The 18,056-nt window shown below is 60.9% G+C and carries 18 protein-coding genes; 9 read left to right on the plus strand and 9 right to left on the minus strand.

Going from position 1 to position 18,056, the window contains the following annotated elements; translation table 11 throughout:
- Window positions 1-53 precede the first annotated feature (53 nt).
- A complete protein-coding gene (locus O9K64_RS19105; protein ID WP_275099699.1) occupies window positions 54-293 on the plus strand; it encodes a hypothetical protein in 240 nt (79 codons plus the stop codon).
- Between the two features lie 341 nt (window positions 294-634).
- Here the strand turns inward: O9K64_RS19105 and O9K64_RS19110 are convergent, their stop codons facing one another.
- From O9K64_RS19110 to O9K64_RS19125, 4 genes are all read right to left on the minus strand, one after another.
- Window positions 635-1,006 (minus strand): hypothetical protein, encoded by a 372-nt coding sequence (locus O9K64_RS19110; RefSeq protein ID WP_275099700.1) that lies wholly within the window; start codon window positions 1,004-1,006, stop codon window positions 635-637.
- Window positions 1,007-1,096: 90 nt separating this feature from the next.
- Complete coding sequence (locus O9K64_RS19115; protein WP_275099702.1) at window positions 1,097-1,669, minus strand: hypothetical protein; 573 nt, start codon at window positions 1,667-1,669, stop codon at window positions 1,097-1,099.
- Window positions 1,670-2,081: 412 nt separating this feature from the next.
- Complete coding sequence (locus O9K64_RS19120) at window positions 2,082-2,657, minus strand: carboxymuconolactone decarboxylase family protein (RefSeq protein WP_275099704.1); 576 nt, start codon at window positions 2,655-2,657, stop codon at window positions 2,082-2,084.
- Between the two features lie 60 nt (window positions 2,658-2,717).
- Window positions 2,718-3,251 (minus strand): TetR/AcrR family transcriptional regulator, encoded by a 534-nt coding sequence (locus O9K64_RS19125; RefSeq protein WP_275099705.1) that lies wholly within the window; start codon window positions 3,249-3,251, stop codon window positions 2,718-2,720.
- A gap of 596 nt (window positions 3,252-3,847) precedes the next feature.
- On the opposite strand from O9K64_RS19125, the gene O9K64_RS19130 reads away from it, so the two are divergent.
- The 6 genes from O9K64_RS19130 to O9K64_RS19155 all read left to right on the plus strand — a co-directional run bounded on the left by O9K64_RS19130 (window position 3,848) and on the right by O9K64_RS19155 (window position 13,312).
- Window positions 3,848-6,466, plus strand: a complete 2,619-nt coding sequence (locus O9K64_RS19130) for an EAL domain-containing protein (RefSeq protein WP_275099706.1) — start codon at window positions 3,848-3,850, stop codon at window positions 6,464-6,466.
- A gap of 231 nt (window positions 6,467-6,697) precedes the next feature.
- Complete coding sequence (locus O9K64_RS19135; RefSeq protein ID WP_275099707.1) at window positions 6,698-6,967, plus strand: hypothetical protein; 270 nt, start codon at window positions 6,698-6,700, stop codon at window positions 6,965-6,967.
- 398 nt (window positions 6,968-7,365) lie between these two features.
- Complete coding sequence (ercA, locus tag O9K64_RS19140) at window positions 7,366-8,529, plus strand: alcohol dehydrogenase-like regulatory protein ErcA (protein ID WP_275099708.1); 1,164 nt, start codon at window positions 7,366-7,368, stop codon at window positions 8,527-8,529.
- Complete coding sequence (locus O9K64_RS19145; RefSeq protein ID WP_275099709.1) at window positions 8,513-10,273, plus strand: NahK/ErcS family hybrid sensor histidine kinase/response regulator; 1,761 nt, start codon at window positions 8,513-8,515, stop codon at window positions 10,271-10,273. The genes ercA and O9K64_RS19145 overlap by 17 nt, the downstream gene beginning before the upstream one ends.
- Window positions 10,274-10,396: 123 nt before the next feature.
- On the plus strand, window positions 10,397-11,404 hold the full coding sequence (cobS, locus tag O9K64_RS19150) for a cobaltochelatase subunit CobS (protein WP_275099710.1): 1,008 nt from the start codon (window positions 10,397-10,399) through the stop codon (window positions 11,402-11,404).
- A 9-nt stretch (window positions 11,405-11,413) separates the two neighbouring features.
- The gene (locus O9K64_RS19155) at window positions 11,414-13,312 is read left to right on the plus strand and encodes a cobaltochelatase CobT-related protein (RefSeq protein ID WP_275099711.1); all 1,899 of its coding nucleotides are present in this window, start codon (window positions 11,414-11,416) and stop codon (window positions 13,310-13,312) included.
- A gap of 143 nt (window positions 13,313-13,455) precedes the next feature.
- Here the strand turns inward: O9K64_RS19155 and O9K64_RS19160 are convergent, their stop codons facing one another.
- From O9K64_RS19160 to O9K64_RS19170, 3 genes are all read right to left on the minus strand, one after another.
- Window positions 13,456-13,986 (minus strand): GNAT family N-acetyltransferase, encoded by a 531-nt coding sequence (locus tag O9K64_RS19160; protein ID WP_275099713.1) that lies wholly within the window; start codon window positions 13,984-13,986, stop codon window positions 13,456-13,458.
- Entirely contained in the window at window positions 13,979-14,254 is a 276-nt protein-coding gene (locus tag O9K64_RS19165) for a DUF1778 domain-containing protein (RefSeq protein WP_275099714.1), read from the minus strand. Before O9K64_RS19165 ends, O9K64_RS19160 begins: the two co-directional genes overlap by 8 nt.
- Window positions 14,255-14,361: 107 nt before the next feature.
- The gene (locus tag O9K64_RS19170; protein ID WP_275099715.1) at window positions 14,362-15,282 is read right to left on the minus strand and encodes a LysR family transcriptional regulator; all 921 of its coding nucleotides are present in this window, start codon (window positions 15,280-15,282) and stop codon (window positions 14,362-14,364) included.
- Window positions 15,283-15,381: 99 nt separating this feature from the next.
- Between O9K64_RS19170 and O9K64_RS19175 the strand changes: the two genes are divergently transcribed.
- Window positions 15,382-16,266, plus strand: coding sequence for an MBL fold metallo-hydrolase (locus tag O9K64_RS19175; protein WP_275099716.1), 885 nt, complete (start codon window positions 15,382-15,384; stop codon window positions 16,264-16,266).
- Window positions 16,267-16,274: 8 nt separating this feature from the next.
- Window positions 16,275-16,904 carry a DsbA family protein gene (locus O9K64_RS19180; RefSeq protein WP_275099717.1) on the plus strand — a complete coding sequence of 210 codons (630 nt, stop codon included), beginning with the start codon at window positions 16,275-16,277 and terminating at the stop codon, window positions 16,902-16,904.
- A 271-nt stretch (window positions 16,905-17,175) separates the two neighbouring features.
- Here O9K64_RS19180 and O9K64_RS19190 read toward each other — a convergent pair whose 3' ends face one another.
- Both O9K64_RS19190 and O9K64_RS19195 read right to left on the minus strand, forming a co-directional pair.
- Window positions 17,176-17,493, minus strand: coding sequence for a type II toxin-antitoxin system RelE/ParE family toxin (locus tag O9K64_RS19190; RefSeq protein ID WP_275099718.1), 318 nt, complete (start codon window positions 17,491-17,493; stop codon window positions 17,176-17,178).
- Window positions 17,481-17,738: a type II toxin-antitoxin system Phd/YefM family antitoxin gene (locus O9K64_RS19195; RefSeq protein WP_260296008.1), complete on the minus strand. Its 258-nt coding sequence runs from the start codon at window positions 17,736-17,738 to the stop codon at window positions 17,481-17,483. Before O9K64_RS19195 ends, O9K64_RS19190 begins: the two co-directional genes overlap by 13 nt.
- Window positions 17,739-18,056: the final 318 nt, after the last annotated feature.

Below are 18,056 nucleotides of genomic sequence, written 5' to 3' on the forward strand. Positions count from 1 at the left end.
ATTTACGATTTTAGTTCATTTGCAGCTAACAAGCCAACCCTTGGCGGAAGATAATGAGCATGAACCGCGCAATGGCGGCGGGCACCGGCCCGCCGCCAACCGGTTATTTCGCGGAGCAGGGGTTCATCGGCTTGGCCGCGCAAGGGTTCTTGGCCGCACAGGGATTGGCCGCGCAGGGATTGGCCGCGCAGGGATTCATGGCTTTCGCCGCGCAGGGGTTGGCCGCACACGGATTCATCGGTTTTGCCGCACAGGGATTCGCCGGTTTGGCCGCGCAGGGATTAGCGGCGTAGAGGGGGCTGCCGCCGAGGGCGACCACGGCGAGACATCCGCTGATGAGGGCCGTCAGTTTCTTCCTGGAACAGGGGTTTTTCATGTTGCTTCTCCTTTGGTGAAAAATGTTGGGATTTCTTTTAAGTGGAACTTGCTAAAGTCGCTGGAGCTTAGTGTTCCTTACAGGGTGGCCCATGACCGCCGCGAAGAAACAACCCCAAAAGGTTTTTACCAAGCGGGGCATATACCTACAGGACCGGGAAATGCGCCCTTTCTTTTCAGGGTTTGGCCAATAATTTACCGATTCGGTCCGCCAGGCTCCCGGCGAATCGTTGATTTTCCAGGTGCTCTGACTGAACGCTCAGCAGTAGCCAAACTCCCCCCGCCACTGGCCGTTCCTATAGTCGATACGCAACCAGTGGGGGACAAACGCCGCCGCATTGACGACCGGGAAATCGGTTAGCGGCGGCGCTTTACCCGCGATTTCATCGACATGGCAGGACTGGGTCATTACCGGACGGAAGCGAACCCGGAGTCTGTCGTTGACCGCTACCGACTCACCCGGGAGATTGTCCGCCCCTTCATGGAACCGCACCTGTTTGCGTACCAGACAACTGAAGTAAAGCTCCATCTCCGTTATCAGCGGCGTCTGGCGTTGCGACAGTGCCTGTTCGGCGCGGCGACTCAGTTGAATACCCAGGCGTTTTCCCTCAATGGTGATCTGTGTGTTCACGGTTTTCCTTTCAGTTAAATCGCCGGCGCTCTCTTCAATCCAGGCGCCCAGCGGGAGATGCTTTCCGCACACGGATGCATCGTGAATTGCTTATACGGTTTGTATGCGTCCGCTGATGAAGACGCCACCGCTACCGGGCTCGCGCCGCGCCAGGTATTCGATGTGTTGACCCTGGATCTCATGCCAAAGACGCAACGTGGTTTCCGCGTTGCCAAACAGCCGTTGCCGGTAGTCGTGAGGCAGGATCTCCTCAGGATGTTCCAATGAAAGCCCCGCCTCATACAGCCGCTGTATCACCGCCCGATTGATGTATCGCGGTGCTCCGTCAGAATCGAGTTTGATTACCAGATCAGGATTGGCTTCGGGAAATGCCGCCATCAGGCAGTCGCGGGACTTGCAGTTGAGCCGGTTGGCCATGCTGGTGATTACCCAGGGTACAAAGTAGGGAATCAGCAACTGGATGACGGCGCAGACCGGGTTGTCGATCAGCAGTTGCCAGTGGATGGGGAGATACTCCGCGGACCCGAACCACCACAGATCCAGGGTGATCAGCCCGTGGATGGCACTGCCAACCACCAGGGCCACCAGCCAGGGGCGATTGAACAGTTGACGCAGGTAGCGTTCGCCGCGGCTCTGGTCGGGTAACAGTGGGTCGATTTTCATGTCGTATGAGTCCTCAGTCTGTCTATGGCCGTGACAAAATAGTTCGATGCCTGTTTCAGAGACAAGACCGGGACGGGGGATGGAATATTTCGCGGCCCGGCACAGCATCGCGTGGTCGCTTGCGCAACTGTCGTCGGGATTCCCCCAGAACTCGCCGGCGGCATATTTGTTGACCCAATAGTTGCATTAATCATGGCCCAATGATTTGTGTCACCCCGTTATCTGCCGGATGAAATAGACCTGTTGCATGGTTTTCTGGATTGCACCACTGGTGAAGTCCAGAATTGCACCCGTAGGAGCGGCTTTGCCGCGAACACCTTCGCGCCAGAGGCGCTCCTACAAGTCGATTTTTGCAGCGATCGGGTTGACAAGGTTGCGCCAGGGGAGCCCGTCAAGGCCCCCCGGGACCCGATCAGGACGGGTCGCTCCAGCGCCGCTCCTCGAATACCGGGTCGAGTGGTGTATGGAACAGGTGGTTGGCGTAGTTACTGAGGGTTTTCACCGCTAGGGCGAGGACGATCTCGAGGATCTGCCGTTCGCTATAGCCGGCCGCCAGGAATGCCTCGGTGTCAGCCTTTGACGGCAGGCCGCGCTTGTTCGCCACAACCCGGGTGAATTCAGACAACGCCGCCAGCCGGGTATCGGTGATGGCGGTGCCGTTGCGGATGGCGTCGGTTACTTCCGGGGCCAGCTTGGACTTCATGTCGGCCAGGAAGGAGTGCGCGGAGACGCAGTATTCGCAACCGTTTTCGCGGCTGATGGTAAGGAAGACCACCTCCTGCTCCGGTGCCGAGAAGCCGGAATCCGTGCGGAATGCCGCGTAGCCGGTCAGGTAGGTCTCAAGCAGGCCCGGCGAATTGACCATATTGCTATACATGTTGGGGATGAAGCCAAGATTGGCCTGAGCGGTTTCGAGCAGCGTTTTTCCTTTCGGCTCGGCCGTTTCGATGGTTTGAGCGGGAAGGGTGATCTGGTATTCGGCAAGCATCGGTATCTCCTTTGATGAATATGTACCGATCGGTACAGAAATGGTAAAAAAATGCGCTGTTCAGCCCAGAGCGGTCAGCGCCAGCTCGGCCACGTCTTCGATGGCCGTGGTCTGCATGCCCGCCTTGGCCATCGTCTTGAGTCCGCTCATGGTGGTGACGACGTAGCGGGCCAGCACCTCGGCGTCCTTGCCGGCGTCGATCTCGCCGGCCGACTGGGCACGTTCGATGGCACAGCGAAACACCTCGGTAAACTGGCTGGCTCCCTTGCCGACCAGGTCGGCGACGATCGCATCCCGTCCGGAGAACTCGGTCGCCGTATTCATGATCAGGCAGCCTTTGGGAGGCTCGTCCGCAACCACTTCGCTGGCCGCCGACCTGAGCATGCGTCGGAGGAACTCCCTGCCGGAGGGTGCCTGCTCCAGCGCTGCCATCATCAGCCTGACCTGGCGCTCGCGAAACAGCTGCAGACAGCGCTGGAAGAGCTCATGCTTGCTACCAAAGGTCTGGTAGAAACTGCTCTTGGAGATAGCCATTGCCGTCAGCAGGTTCTGCAGCGAGGCGGCTTCGTATCCGCGACACCAAAATACCTCCATGGCTCTCTGCAGCGCGAGGTTGGGATCAAATTCGAGGGGGCGGCCCTGATTCATGGGTTGATTATGTACCGATCGGTCCTTAAGTCAAGTAACGTGACTCGGTCTGGGGTGGTGCAATAAGGCTCCGCTACTCTCCAGGGGTCACTCCTTGCCCCTTCCCGCACCACGGAGACACAGCGAGCACGGAGAAACCAGAAGAGTCTCCCGTGGATGCCATCCTCAGGTCCGTAAGCGGTGCATTCCAGGATAGAGAGGGGCTGAGTGCAATGGCTGCCCAATGATCCCCACGCTACGTTGTTCAGTTTCACCTCTGTGTCCTCTGTGTCTCGGTGGTGCATTGGAGGGGCTTTAATGGAACCTCGGGTGAGTAGTTACCTCCAGGGTTGGCCATAGAGAACCTACGGCCTAAAGGATTGGTCCGGATTGTCGATAAGTAATCTCACCAACCCAGGTAAACATGACGCGGCAGGTGGAAATCTATTCCGTGTTCATATGGATGAGTCGAATGGGCCAACAGCCACCTGCGTCAGCCATCATTTCCCTCCCCCTTGATGCGGTTATTCCCCGCTGCGTCAGACAGCACTGATTGAGAAGCGATGGATAACGCCAGCTACACCGGTCTGCTCAATAACGTCGCGCTGCTGCTCGTGCTCGGTGTCAGTTATGAGGCGCTGGGGATCAGCCGGATTCAGGCCAGGTTGTGGCGGCAACTGGTATCCGGGTTGCTCATCGGTGGGGTCGGCATCGCCGTGATGCTGAGTCCGTGGCAGTTGGCGCCGGGCATCTTCTTCGATACCCGCTGGGTCGTGATCAGCCTCAGCGGCCTCTTTTTCGGTCTCATCCCCACCCTGATCGGGGGCGCGATGGCGATCCTGTTCCGCCTCTTTCAGGGTGGCGAGGGGGCCATCGTCGGGGCGCTGACCATCCTGGCGGCGGGACTGATCGGCCTGGGCTGGCGTCATCTGCAGCGCCGCCTGCAGTGGCCGCTGGGCTGGCCGCAGCTCTATCTGTTCGGCATGGTGGTGGAGCTGGCGGTCCTGGGCTGCATACTGCTGATGCCGGCCGGGTTGCGCTGGGTCATTATCTACACCGTGGGTCCGCCGATGCTGCTGCTGTTTCCCCTCGGCTCCATGTTCCTGGGCCTGTTGCTGTTGCGCCAGGATCAGCATCGCCGGGCCAAGCGGGCACTGGCGCGGAGCCAGTCCCGCTACCAGACCATTATCGAGTCCCTCGATGAGATAGGCGAGGGGCTGTTCATTGTCGACGCGGACTCGCGGATCGAATACATGAACCGGACCATGATCGACTGGTTCGGCGACCACTCCGGAGAGATCTGTGGCGATTCCGTGGTGGGGCTGGATCGCGATCGTCACTATCAACGGCAGCAGCAGTCCGGCGGTCAGGGGCGGAGTGTCTACTATCAGCCCATGGCGGCCGATGGCCGGCATTATGAAGGTATCGGCGCCCCGATCAACAATCGTGACGGCACGGTATCACGCCTGGAGGTGATCCGCGACGTGACCGGGCGCAAGTACAACGAGGAGCAGATCCGCACCCTCTCCCAGGTGGTGGAGCAGAGTCCGGTCTCGGTGGTGATTACCGATACCGACGGCTATATCGAATATGTCAACGGCGCGTTTGAGAAGATCACCGGATACCGTGCCGATGAGGTGATCGGCGAGCATACCCGCCTGTTGAAATCCGGGACGACCCCGGAGGGCCATTATCGCGACCTCTGGCTGACCATCACCTCGGGCCGTGCCTGGAAAGGGGAGTTTTACAACCGGAAAAAGAGCGGTGAGCTGTTCTGGGAACGGGTGCATATCGCGCCGGTGCAGGATCAGGGGGGCAACACCAGGCACTTCCTGGCGGTGAAGGAGGATATCACCCTGCAGAAGTCCCAGGAGCAGCGCATTATGCAGCAGGCCCATTTCGACGTGTTGACCGGACTGCCCAACCGTTTTCTATCGCTTGACCGGCTGGATCGGCTGACCAAGGATGCCGGACGTTCCGATCAGCATGTGGCAGTCCTGTTCCTGGATCTGGATGATTTCAAGAAAGTAAACGACTGTCTGGGTCATGAAGTGGGTGATCAGCTGCTGGTGCAGGCGGCGGACCGGCTCAACGCCCAGGTGCGCAATTACGACACCGTCGGCCGGCTGGGGGGCGATGAATTTATCATCATGCTGGGCGGGCTCGATCAGATCGACCGATCGGGGCGGGTGGCCGAGCAGATGCTGGCGCAGTTTCACCGGCCGTTCAATCTGGATGGGCGTGAGCTGGTCCTGACCGCCAGTCTCGGGGTGGCGGTCTTTCCGCAAGACGGTACCACCCCGGCCGAGCTGTTGCGCAATGCCGATACCGCCATGTACTGCTCCAAGGAGGCCGGGCGCAACACCTACCGCTACTACACCGAATCGATGAATCAGGGGGTGGCCCGGCGGTTGCTCCTGGAGGAGCAGTTGCGCGGCGCCCTGGCACGGGAGGAGTTGCGCATTCACTACCAGCCGCAGATCGAACTGGCGAGCGGCCGCCTGGTCGGCACCGAGGCCCTGTTGCGCTGGCACAATCCGGCGCTCGGGGAGGTGTCGCCGGCGGAGTTCATCCCCATCGCCGAACAGACCGGGCTGATCATGAATATTGGCGAATATGTAATCAGCGAGGCGCTCGCCCAGCTCGCCCATTGGCAGCAGATAGCCGGGCAGTCGCTGCGCATGGCGGTCAATGTCTCCCCGCGACAGTTCCGCGACCCCAACCTGGTCTCCTTTATCGAGCAGCTGCTGCAGCGGCTGGAACTCCCGGCGGCGTGTCTGGAACTGGAGATTACCGAAGGGGTGCTGATGAGCGGCCACTCCCATATCGACCTTGCCCTGTCGGCACTGAATCGACTCGGTGTGACCATCGCCATGGATGATTTCGGTACCGGTTACTCTTCTCTCAGTTACCTCAGAAACTACCCTTTTGATATCCTTAAGATCGATCGCAGCTTCATCGATGATGTCCCCCGGGACGAGGCGGACCGGGAGCTGGTGAATGCCACGATCGCCATGGCCCACGGGCTGGGACTCAAGGTGATCGCCGAAGGGGTGGAGACGGACGCCCAGTTACAGTACCTGAAAGCCCAGGGCTGTGATTACGCCCAGGGTTATCTGTTCAGCCGGCCGGTATCCGGCGAGCGGATCCTGGCGCTGCTGAACAGCGAGATGGCGGTTTGAGGTAACTCAAGTTTCGGAGTTCGCAGTACTCGTAGGGTGGATAAGCTTGCGCATCCACCGCCATCCGATTCATGGTGAGGAGTGGTACATGGATGTACCGTTTACGGACCTGAGGATGGCATGCGCTGATGCTTATCCACCCTACGAATTCAGCGATTCAGGTTTTGTGAAATGAACTCCGAAACTTGAGGAGGTAAGATCATCCAGACACGGCCTGCAGGAAGGAGACATATGAAACCGACAGATGACGAATTGACCAACGCCCTGCAAACGGCGGCGGGCATGCGTGAGCGGGGAGAAGATCCGGATAATCTGGCCAAGGTGCTGCTCTACCTGCATCGCCGGGATGAGATGCTTGAGCGGGTGCTGGAGCACCTGGAGCTGTTCCTGCGTTTTGGTCTGCCGGTGGAGGAGCATATGAAACTGGTTCGCCTGGTGGAGGAGGCCAAGATCCAGGAGGCCCGGGAGGAGGGCACGGACCCGGGCAAGCTGGGGTTATGAGCCTGGGAGGCTGCAGGACTTGACACGCCCTGTTGTCAAACAGTCAACGCCCAGCGTAGACTGTGCGATCGCGGGCGTCCGACGGACGCACAGGGAAGCCGCAAATAATAATTATATTTGATACGTTATACTCAAAAAGCCGGGTATGACCTTTCCGAAGAAAGGTACTCCGGTGAGTGGGGCCTTCGTTAATTAGTACAGGGAATCTGCCCCCACCGTCTGCCGATTTCAAGGTAGTGTCGAACCTTCGGGACTGTCCGGATGTCGCCCTTCCCGTCCGCCACCGGCCCGAACCCTCCACTCCTTGAGACGGCACACATGGTTCCAGGGAATCGGACACCCAGCGCCAGGTATTTCCTGGCGATCGAGAATTCTAGAGACACGTTGGAACCGGTCAAATGAGCCACGATATTTCCAATCTGCGGAAGTTTGTCGCCCCGGAGATGATTTTTGGTGCGGGGGCACGCAAAAGCGTCGCCAATTATGCAAAAACCTTCGGTGCCCGCAAGGTGCTGCTGGTTTCGGATCCGGGGGTCGAGGCGGCGGGCTGGGTCGATGACGTATCCAGCACCCTGCGAGAGGAGGGGATCGATCACGTCACCTTTACCCAGGTGTCACCAAATCCGCGATCCCATGAAGTGATGGCCGGGGTCGATTTTTACCGGGAGCACGGTTGCAATATCATTGTCGCCGTGGGCGGCGGCAGCCCGATGGATTGCGCCAAGGGGATCGGCATCGTCAGCGCCAATGGCCGGCATATCCTCGACTACGAGGGGGTTGATCAGATTCGCGCCCCCATACCCCCATTGATTTTCATTCCCACCACGGCCGGAACTTCCGCCGATGTCTCGCAATTCGCCATTATCAATGACGAGGCGGAACGGGTGAAAATCTCCATCGTCAGCAAGGCGGTGGTGCCGGATGTGGCGCTGGTGGATCCCGATACCACCCAGACCATGGACCCCTTCCTGCGCGCCTGCACCGGCCTGGATGCCCTGGTGCATGCAATCGAGGCCTTCGTCTCCACCGCCTCCGGCCCAATGACCGACATGTTCGCCCTGGATGCCATCCGCCTGATCAACGGTAACCTGGAGCAGTTGGCAGCCAATCCCGCGGACCCGAAGTTGCGGGAGCAGATCATGCTGGGCTCGATGAAGGCGGGGCTGGCCTTCTCCAACGCCATTCTCGGCGCCGTGCATGCCATGTCCCACAGCCTCGGCGGGTTCCTCGATCTGCCCCACGGGTTGTGCAATTCGATCCTGCTGGAGCATGTGATCAGCTACAACTACAGCGCCGCCACGGATCGCTTCAAGATCATTGCCGAGACCATGGGGCTGGATACCCGTGGTCTCAACGCCACCGAGGTGAAGGCGCGCCTGCTGGCCCGGGTGGTGGAGCTGAAGCAGAACATCGGGCTGTATCAGAAGCTGGCCGAAATGGGTGTCCGCACGGCCGATATCCCGACCCTCTCCGCCAAGGCCATCAAAGACCCCTGCCTGTTGACCAATCCGCGTAAATCCAACCGGCGTGATGTCGAGGTGGTCTATGAAGAGGCGCTCTGAGCCGCCTGACCCGGAAACGGAAGAGCAGGGTTTATCATTTCAGGATCTGATCGGCCTGGGTTCGCATTCGGCCCGTAAGAGCCACTACTCCATCCTGGAAGAGAAACTGGCAGAGCTGGAGGCGGAGCGCAACCGCTACAAGTGGCTGTTTGAAAATGCCCTGCACGGCATATTCCAGGCCGATTTCAACGGTGCGGTACGTGCCGCCAACCCGGCCTTTGCCGCGATGTGCGGTTTTCACGACAGCCGCCAGATCATTGCCCAGCCGCAGCTGCTGGAGGCGCTGTTCGATGACCCCGGCGACTATGCGCGGCTGAAGCAGGAACTGCTGTGCCTGGGCAAGGCGTACCGTTTCCTGACCACCCTGAAGCGCCGTGACGGGGTGCGCATCCATGTCTCCATGAATGTGCTGTTGAGGAGTGGCGAGGGCGGTGATCTGTTCGAGGCCTTCGTGCAGGACATCAGCGCCTACCGGCGCGCCCAGGAAGAGCTGACCCGCCTGAATGAGGAGCTTGAGGCGCGGGTCGAGCGGCGCACCCGGGAGCTCACTCAGCTGAACAGGAAGTTGCTTCGCGAGATCGGCGAACGGGAACAGATGCAGGAGGAGTTGCGCCTGGCCAAGGAGGCCGCGGAACAGGCGAATCTAAGCAAGGACAAGTACCTTGCAGCCGCCAGCCATGACCTGCTGCAGCCGATGAATGCGGCCCGGCTGCTGGTCTCGACCCTGCGCGAACGGGCGCTGGCCGAACAGGACGGCTACCTGGTGGAGCGGGTGCATCTGGCGCTGGAGGGCGCCGAGGAGTTGCTCAACGATCTGCTGTATATCTCCAAGCTCGATCAGGATGCGGTGCAGCCGAAGTTCGAGGTGTTCTCGATCCAGCAGCTGCTGGCCTCGCTGGAGGGTGAGTTCCAGCCACTGGCCTCCTGTTCCGGTCTGCAGCTGCGGGTGCTCCCCTCGTGCCTGAGCGTACGCTCCGATACCCGACTGCTGGGGCGGATTCTGCGCAATTTCATCAGCAACGCCTTGCGCTACACCCACCAGGGGCGGGTGCTGGTGGGTTGCCGCCGCAAGGGCAGTCAGCTCAGTATTCAGGTCTGGGATACCGGCGATGGGGTGCCGGAAGAGCGCCTGCAGGAGATATTCCATGAGTTTTACCAGCTGAACACTCACCAGCGGGGGGCGTGCAAGGGGGTCGGCCTGGGGTTGGCCATCGTGGACCGCCTGGCGCGCATGCTGGAACACCCGATCGAGGTCCTTTCCTGGCCGCCACGGGGATCGATGTTTTCGGTGGAGGTGCCGCTGGCGGCAGCGCCGGCGCCGCTGCCTGCCGAGTTCAAGCCGGCGATTACCGGCAACAATCTGGAGGGGGCCTGCATCCTGGTGCTGGACAACGATGACAATATCCTGATCAGTATGGAGGCGCTGCTCCGGCAGTGGAACTGCGTGGTCTATCTGGCTCGTGACCGGCACGAGGCGATCGACCTGTGCAAGGCCCGCTCATTGCGGCCGGATGTGATCCTGGCCGACTACCATCTGGACCGGGGGCAGACTGGGACCGATGCGGTGCTGGCCATGCGCAAGTGCGCCGGGAGCGCTATCCCGGCGGCGATCATTACCGCCGACTACAGCGATGAGAGTGTCCAGCTGTTTCAGGAACTGCAACTGCCGATGCTCAACAAACCGGTAAAACCGGCCAAGCTGCGCGCCCTGCTGAGCCATCTGCTGCGTAATCGGGGGGGCTGAGCAGTCACCCCACGGGAGCCGGCATTTTTCCGCGTGATACCTAAGAACAATTCAAAACTCACCGGTGGGCCGATACACTGGGAGCCCCCTTGTCAGCCATCGTCAGTATCGGAACCCGGCAGAATGAGTGATTTAGTAACCGCCCACAGTGGCACCTCTGGTTTTTCCCTGGCCGCGCCGGATCAACGGATCCCGGTGCGTGAACTGTTCGGCATCGACAGCGATATGGAGGTGCCGGCCTTCTCCCGGGGCAACGAATATGTGCCGGATTCGGATCCCACCTATCGGTTTGATCCCGAGACCACTCTGGCGATCCTGGCCGGCTTCGCCCACAACCGGCGCGTCATGGTGCAGGGCTATCACGGCACCGGCAAATCATCCCATATCGAACAGGTGGCGGCGCGTCTGCGCTGGCCCTGTATCCGGGTCAATCTTGACAGCCATGTCAGCCGCATCGACTTGATCGGCCGGGATGCCATCGTGTTGAAGGACGGGCAGCAGGTCACCGAGTTTCGCGAAGGCATCCTGCCCTGGGCCCTGCAGCACCCCTGCGCGCTGGTGTTCGACGAATACGATGCCGGTCGCCCGGATGTGATGTTCGCCATCCAGCGGGTGTTGGAGGTGGAGGGCAAACTGACCCTGCTGGATCAGAACCGGGTGATCCGGCCGCACCCCTATTTCCGCCTGTTCGCCACCGCCAATACCATCGGCCTGGGCGATACCACCGGCCTCTACCACGGCACCCAGCAGATCAACCAGGGCCAGATGGACCGCTGGTCGCTGGTGCAGACCCTGAACTATCTGCCGCATGACGCCGAGGTGGAGATCGTGCTGTCCAAACTGCCGGCGCTGGACACCCCGGCGGGGCGGGAGACGGTCAGCGCCATGGTGGAGCTGGCGGACCTGACCCGGCAGAGTTTTATCAATGGCGATCTCTCCACCGTCATGTCACCGCGCACCGTCATTACCTGGGCGGAGAACAGCCGCATCTTCCAGGATTGCGCCTACGCCTTCCGCGTCACCTTCCTGAACAAGTGTGATGAGCTGGAGCGCCCGGTGGTGGCCGAGTTTTATCAGCGCTGCTTCGCCGAGGAGCTGCCGCTGAGTGCCGCCCGCGTGGCCCTGAGCTGAGGCGGGCGGGTGCCGGAAAGCGCGAGAGAGCTGTTCGAGCGGGTCACCGGCGCCACCCTGCGCGCCCTGGCCGCCGCCCCCGATACCCGGGTCAGTTTTGCCGCGTCCGGGAGCGTTGACGCGGGTGCGGTGCGGCTGGCCCTGCCCGGGCAGGGGCGCCTGTCGGCGGACGACATTGCCCGCCTGCGTGGCCTGGCCGACGCCAACTCCCTGCGGCTGCGCTTCCATGATGCCCGCTTGCACCGCGCCCGCCTGCCGCGGGACCCGGAGGCACGCGCCCTGTTTGAACTGCTGGAACAGGCCCGGGTCGAGGCGCTGGGCGGACACCGGTTGAGCGGGGTGGCGCGGAACCTCGCCGCCCTGCTGGAGTCGAGAGGCCGGGAGTGCGGCTGGGGACGGGCGGAGCGGCGGGCCGATGTCCCCCTGGTCGAGGGGGTCGCCCTGCTGGCGCGGGAACAGTTGAACGGAGCGGCGCTACCGGCGGCCGCCGCCAGGGCCGCCGCTCTCTGGCGGCCCTGGGTGACCGCCCAACTGACCTCCCAAGTGACTACCCAAGTGGCCGCCCAAGACACCGCTGAGGAGGGCGCCGGCGCACTCGGCGAGCTGCGCACGGCGCTGGCGAATCAGGGGGAGTACGCCCGGCGGGTCTGCGGCCTGCTGGAGCTCCTCGGCCTGGACAGCCGCCCGCTGGAGGCGTCAGGGGTGGTGCTCCCGTCCCCGCCCGAGGCGGCGGGCGCCGACCCGGAGGCGCTGGCCCCGGACGGAGAGGCCGAGCCCGCCGACCAGCCGGGCGACGCGGCGCCCGCCGAGGATGCCGGCCAGGCCGGCCCGCTCCAATCGGCTGCACCGGGGACGGGTCTCGCGGAAGACACGGAAGAGGCCGAAGGCGCGGGCGAAGGGACGCTGTCCGAACAGGCGCTGCGTATCAACTGGCTCGATCCGGGGCAGGCCATCCGCTCCGAATACCGCGCCTATACCCGCGAATTCGACCAGGCGGTGGAGGCCGATGAGCTGGCCGGCAGCGAGGAGTTGGCCGAGCTGCGCCGCCAGCTCGACGGCCAGCTCGCCCCGCTGCAGGGACTGGTGGCGCGCATCGCCAACCGGCTGCAGCGACGCCTGCTGGTGCAACAACAGCGGGCCTGGGAGTTCGATCAGGAAGAGGGGCTGCTGGATGGCGCGCGCATCGCCCGGGTGGTGGCCAACCCCACCCATGCGCTCTCCTATAAGCGGGAGAAGCAAGCGCCTTTTCGCGACACTGTGGTCACCCTGTTGATCGACAACTCCGGCTCCATGCGCGGCCGGCCGATCACCGTGGCGGCGTTGAGCGCCGACATCCTGGCCCGCACCCTGGAGCGTTGCGGCGTCAAGGTGGAGGTGCTCGGTTTCACCACCGGTGCCTGGAAGGGGGGGCGGGCCTGGGAAAGCTGGCAAAACGCGGGCGAGCCCGCCGACCCCGGTCGCCTCAATGAGCTGCGCCATATCGTCTACAAGCCGGCCGACCAGCCGTGGCGGCGGGCTCGGAACCGTATCGGCCTGATGTTGAAGCCGGGGCTGCTCAAGGAGAACATCGATGGCGAGGCCCTGATCTGGGCCTACCGGCGCCTGATCCGGCGTCCCGAGGCGCGCAAGATCCTGCTGGTGATCTCGGACGGGGCGCCGGTGGATGATGCCACCCTGACCGCCAACCCCGCCTCCTATCTGGATGTCCACCTGCGCGAGGTGATCGGCTGGCTGGAGCGGCGCACGCCGGTGCAGCTGATGGCCATCGGTATCGGCCATGACGTGACTCGTTATTATCGCCAGGCGCTGATGCTGCGGGAGCCGGAAGAGCTGGGCGGGGCGATGCTGCAGCAGCTGGCGCGGCTGCTGGATCCACGGCCCGTGGATATCCAGCGGGCGTCGAACTGACCGACCCACGAAGACCACCTTTCGTGAAGGGCAATAGGCTTACCGGGTCACTCGGCCGACGGCCGTGAGGAATATCGAGCGGCTGGGGATGTATGTCCGGAAGTGCCGGGAGCTAAACCTGACGTCCTATGCGGGAGAGTCTCTTAACCCTCGTGCTCCGACAGCCAAGTCGTAGCATCCTTCATGGTCAGGAATAGCGTTTCGCAGTCTGGAAGAGCCGCAAAGCCGTGATGAAGGTAAAAGGAAGAGGCTTGCTGATCGATGGGGTCTACCACAATGGCCCAAACGGGCACCTCCTCCGCGGCATTCGCAATGCGCCCAAGCGCATCGAGAAGCAGCGCAGAACCCAAGCCTTGCCCCTGGAGGGCATTGTCCACCGCCAGTTCCCCGATCCGAACCACTGGCACGGGATATTTGGGCAGACCTCTGCGAATTGCAGGGGGAAGGTTATCGAAGGCCACGGCGCCGGCCGAGAGGGTGTAATAGCCACCAACCGGATTACCGGCCTCGGCGGGGACCGCGACATACGCTCTGGCGACACCGTTCTGGTCGTTTTGACGGGCAAACTGGGTGAGGTAGGTATTAAGGAATGGATGCCCGCAGTCAAAGGTAGCGCGATTATGCACTGCCCTGACTGCTTCGATACGATAGGTGATCGGAGTGGCCTCAGTCACCTACCACCAGTGCAGCATGACGGGCCTTGGCCTTGCGAATGGATTCAGGCATGGGGCGGGCCGGTCGGTCTAGTGCGGCAAGGAACAGGTCACGGTCGCGGTCGTTAAGCATCACCGCCTGCTTGTGGCGCTGCGCCCGCGCCACCTGCTCCTGGGCGGCGGCAATCATAAAGGTCGAGAGGTTCATGCCGAATACCTCCGCCGCCTCGGTAAATTGGGTCTTAATGTCCTCTTCCACCCGGAAGTCGATGCGATTTTGCTTTGCCATAGCGCTATCCTCCTGCACATATTCTAGCGAATGTACGGAAATTGTCCACACATGAACGACGGGCAGGGGCCGGCCACCCGAAATCGCCGATACCTCCGGGGCAGCCTCTAGGCTGATCCGGGCGATAAGCTCTCCCAGAGCCGCGCATCGCGAAAGCGCTCCGCCAGGAAGTCGAGCATGGTGCGCACCGAGGCGGGTAGATGACTGCGGGAGAGATAGACACCCCAGATCACCAGCTCCGGTGGCTTCCAGTCGGGTAGCAGCTCGACCAGCGCTCCGCGTTCGATCAGGGGGTTGGCCAGATAGGTGGGTAGCTGGGAGATACCGGCGCCCGCGCGGGAGGCCTCCATCAGTATGGTGGCTTCATTGGCGCTCAGGTTGCCTTTGATTTCGATATTGATCTCTTCGCCCTGCCGATTGCCGAAGCGCCATTCGCTTCTGCCGAAATGGGTGTAGGTCAGGCAGTTATGCGCCGTCAGCGCGTGCGGGTGGGTGGGCGTGCCCCTGGCCTGGAGGTAGTCCGGTGACGCGCAGATTACCGAGCGACAGGGTGCGATGCGACGAGCCACCAGGGTCGGATCCAGTTCGCCGGCGATGCGGATCGCCAGGTCCACCCGCTCCTCGATCAGGTTGACAGCGCGGTCGACCACCATCAGATCCACCGCTACATCGGGATACAGCTTCAGGTAATCGGCCACGGCGCCGGCCAGGTGGGCCTGGCCGAACGAGATACTGGTGGTCATGCGCAACTGCCCGCGCGGCGAGCTGTCGCGCTTTCCAATTGTGGACTTCAGGTCTTGGGTCAGGGCCAGCATCTGCTCGCACTGGCGCAGACAGGCCACGCCCGCCTCGGTCAGTGACACCCGGCGTGTGGAGCGATGCAGCAAGCGCGTTCCGAGCCAGTTTTCCAACTCGCTGACATAGCGTGTGGCCTTGACGCGGGTAATATCGAGATGCTCGGCGGCGGCGGTGAAGCCGCCCCGTTTGGCGACTTCGACGAACACCTGCATGGCGGTTAAACGGTCCATATTTGCTCATATATTGAAATAATAAATAACATTTTTGATTATATTTCCGATCCAATCAAGAGGGTAGAGTAGCGCCAACCATCAGAAAAGGAGACCGAAATGACCTCACTCAAATCCCTCATCGCAGGGAGCGCTACGATCCTTGCACTGTCGATTTCTGCCGTAACGCCAGTTCAGGCAGCGGAACCGCTGTCACTGCAGGTATTTAACGCGGATGGCAACAGCTTCCACGTCAACTCGGTGCTGATCAGCGGCGAGCAGGAAGCGGTACTGGTCGACACCCAGTTCAGCCGTGCCGATGCCCATCGACTGGTGGCGAATATCCTGAGTAGCGGCAAAACGCTGAAGGCGATCTATATCAGCCACGGCGATCCCGATTACTACTTCGGTGCCGAGGTCATCCGGGAAGCGTTTCCGGATGTACAGGTCTATGCGAGTGCGCCGACCATTGAGTGGATCCGCAGCACGGTAGAGAAAAAGGTCGGTATCTGGGGGCCCAGGATGGGGGTCAATGCACCGCGTAATCCGGTGATCCCCGAACCGCTGCCGGCCGAGGGGCTGAGCATCGAAGGTCATGCGCTGGTCGTCAGCGGTCTGAACGGAGACCAGTCGCGCCGCGGTTATCTGTGGATTCCGGACATCAAGGCGGTGGTCGGTGGTGTAAACGTGTTCAGCGGCCTGCATCTGTGGACGGCGGATACCCAGAGCAAGGAGGCGCGTCAGGACTGGGGGCGGGCCCTGGAGAGTATAGAGGCGCTGCAGCCGCAGACCGTTATCCCCGGCCATATGGCACAGGGCGCGCCGACCGGACTGGACTCGGTGGCCTATACCAAGGCGTACCTGAACACCTTCGAACAGGAGCTGGATAGCGCCAAGGGGTCCGCTGAGGTGATCGACGCGTTGCAGCAGCACTACCCGAACGCGGGCCTGGGTATCGCCCTCGAGATTGGCGCCAAGGTCAATACGGGCGAGATGAAGTGGTAAGGGGCATTGTGAGTAAACCGATACTGCATTACCTCTTCGATCCGCTGTGTGGCTGGTGTTACGCCGCCAAACCCCTGATCGACGTCATCCGGGCACTGGACGCGTTCGAATTGGTACTGCATGGCGGAGGACTGATGCAGGATCAGAAGATCGCACCGGCGATGCGTCAACACATCATCAACAGCGATCGTCGCATCGGGCAGCTCACGGGGCAACCGTTTGGCGAGGCGTATCTGAACGGGCTGATACAGGACCCCGACACCGTGCTCGACTCGCTGCCGCCGATCACGGCGATTCGGGCGGTACAGGCTCTGGGCGCCGAAGGCTTGGCGATGCAGTCGGCCATTCAGCATGCGCACTATGTCGAGGGGCGCAGGGTGTCCCAACTGGACACCCTGATCGAACTGGCCGTCGGACTCGGGTTGGAGGCGGATTCCTTCCAGAGCGTATTCGCGCAACAGGGTGAATCGGTCATGGCCCATATCGGTGAAACCCGGCAAATGCTCGATGCCCATGGTGGCGGCTACCCCACGCTGTTGCTGGAGGGGGAGGGTGGTCTGCGTCGGCTCGAGGTCGCCGACTACTACGGCGAACCGGAGCGCTGGACGGCGTATCTGGCGGCATTGATGGCACGTTGACAGCGGTACTGAATCGTACCCAGCGATTAATCGCGGGAACTCCTCGTCAAGATATGCCCAAGGGGCTGGCCTTCCGGCTGGAGGATAATTTCTCTCTGGTCGACTGGACAGGCCGTCAGTTCCGTGAGGAACGCACTCGGTACTACGAAATTATTCTTGCGCGAGCCCTAAGGCATCGCCAGACGAAAGGGACGGAAACAGATAGGTTTGGCCTACAGAAGCTGAATCCTGCTCTCTATTCTACCCATTGGTTATCAACAACAGCCCCTTGTTAGCTGATTTCATCTGTTCGATCTTTGAGTATAAATTGCCTCAGAACTCTCTCACCGCGCATGACATATAAAATGTAGACCTTATTGCGCTCTAGCCGGTAAAAAATGTGACAGGGACCGACTACCACCTCACGGCAGTGAGTGCCCGTCAATTCGTCGGGCAACTTACCGGATTCAGGGAATTTCTTTAATCGCTTAACGGTATTGAATACATCTTGAACAAGCTTCTTTGCGGCACTTGGTTTATCAAGTGCAATGTATTCAGCTATTTCGTCAAGATCATTTAGTGCGGGCTCGGTCCATTTTATTTGAGCCATTTACTCATTTTCTCTTCCGCTTCCGATTCAGAATAGACTCGGCCTTCAAAAACAGCCTTTTCGCCTCTGGCGATACCTTCAAGAATTCGCATTCGATTTTGCATCGACTCGTAATCTTCAAAATCTACAAGATACGCCGAAGGGTGCCCATGCTCGGTAATTAGAACTGGCTCTCTGGTATCATGTAGCTCCGCAAGGATTTTGGTTGCTTGCCGCTTCAATGTTGTGACTAGTTCAGTTTTCATAAAAGTGATACTATTCTATCACTTTGTACGGTGCAAGAACTTTTTGCAGCTGACGATAAAGTCACTTCTACTCCTGAGTTGTTGCTCTGACCCCGAACTCTTCTTTCTGTCACACCAGTAACTTTATCTTGCATCGCGGGGCGGACCATATATGACCCCGAACTCCGTGGGTCGGGGATATTGGGGTCAGCAGCGGCTTGGCAATGCCGCACATTCTAGCGGGTGAGACTCCCGCCCGGGTAAGCGCTAGCCACGTGCCCGGTATCAAGCCTTGCAGCCGTAGCGGTAACGGTACGGTTGATGCGTAGGTACGAAAGC

This window comes from Sedimenticola hydrogenitrophicus (genome assembly GCF_029017505.1).
Lineage (GTDB): Bacteria > Pseudomonadota > Gammaproteobacteria > Chromatiales > Chromatiaceae > Sedimenticola > Sedimenticola hydrogenitrophicus_A.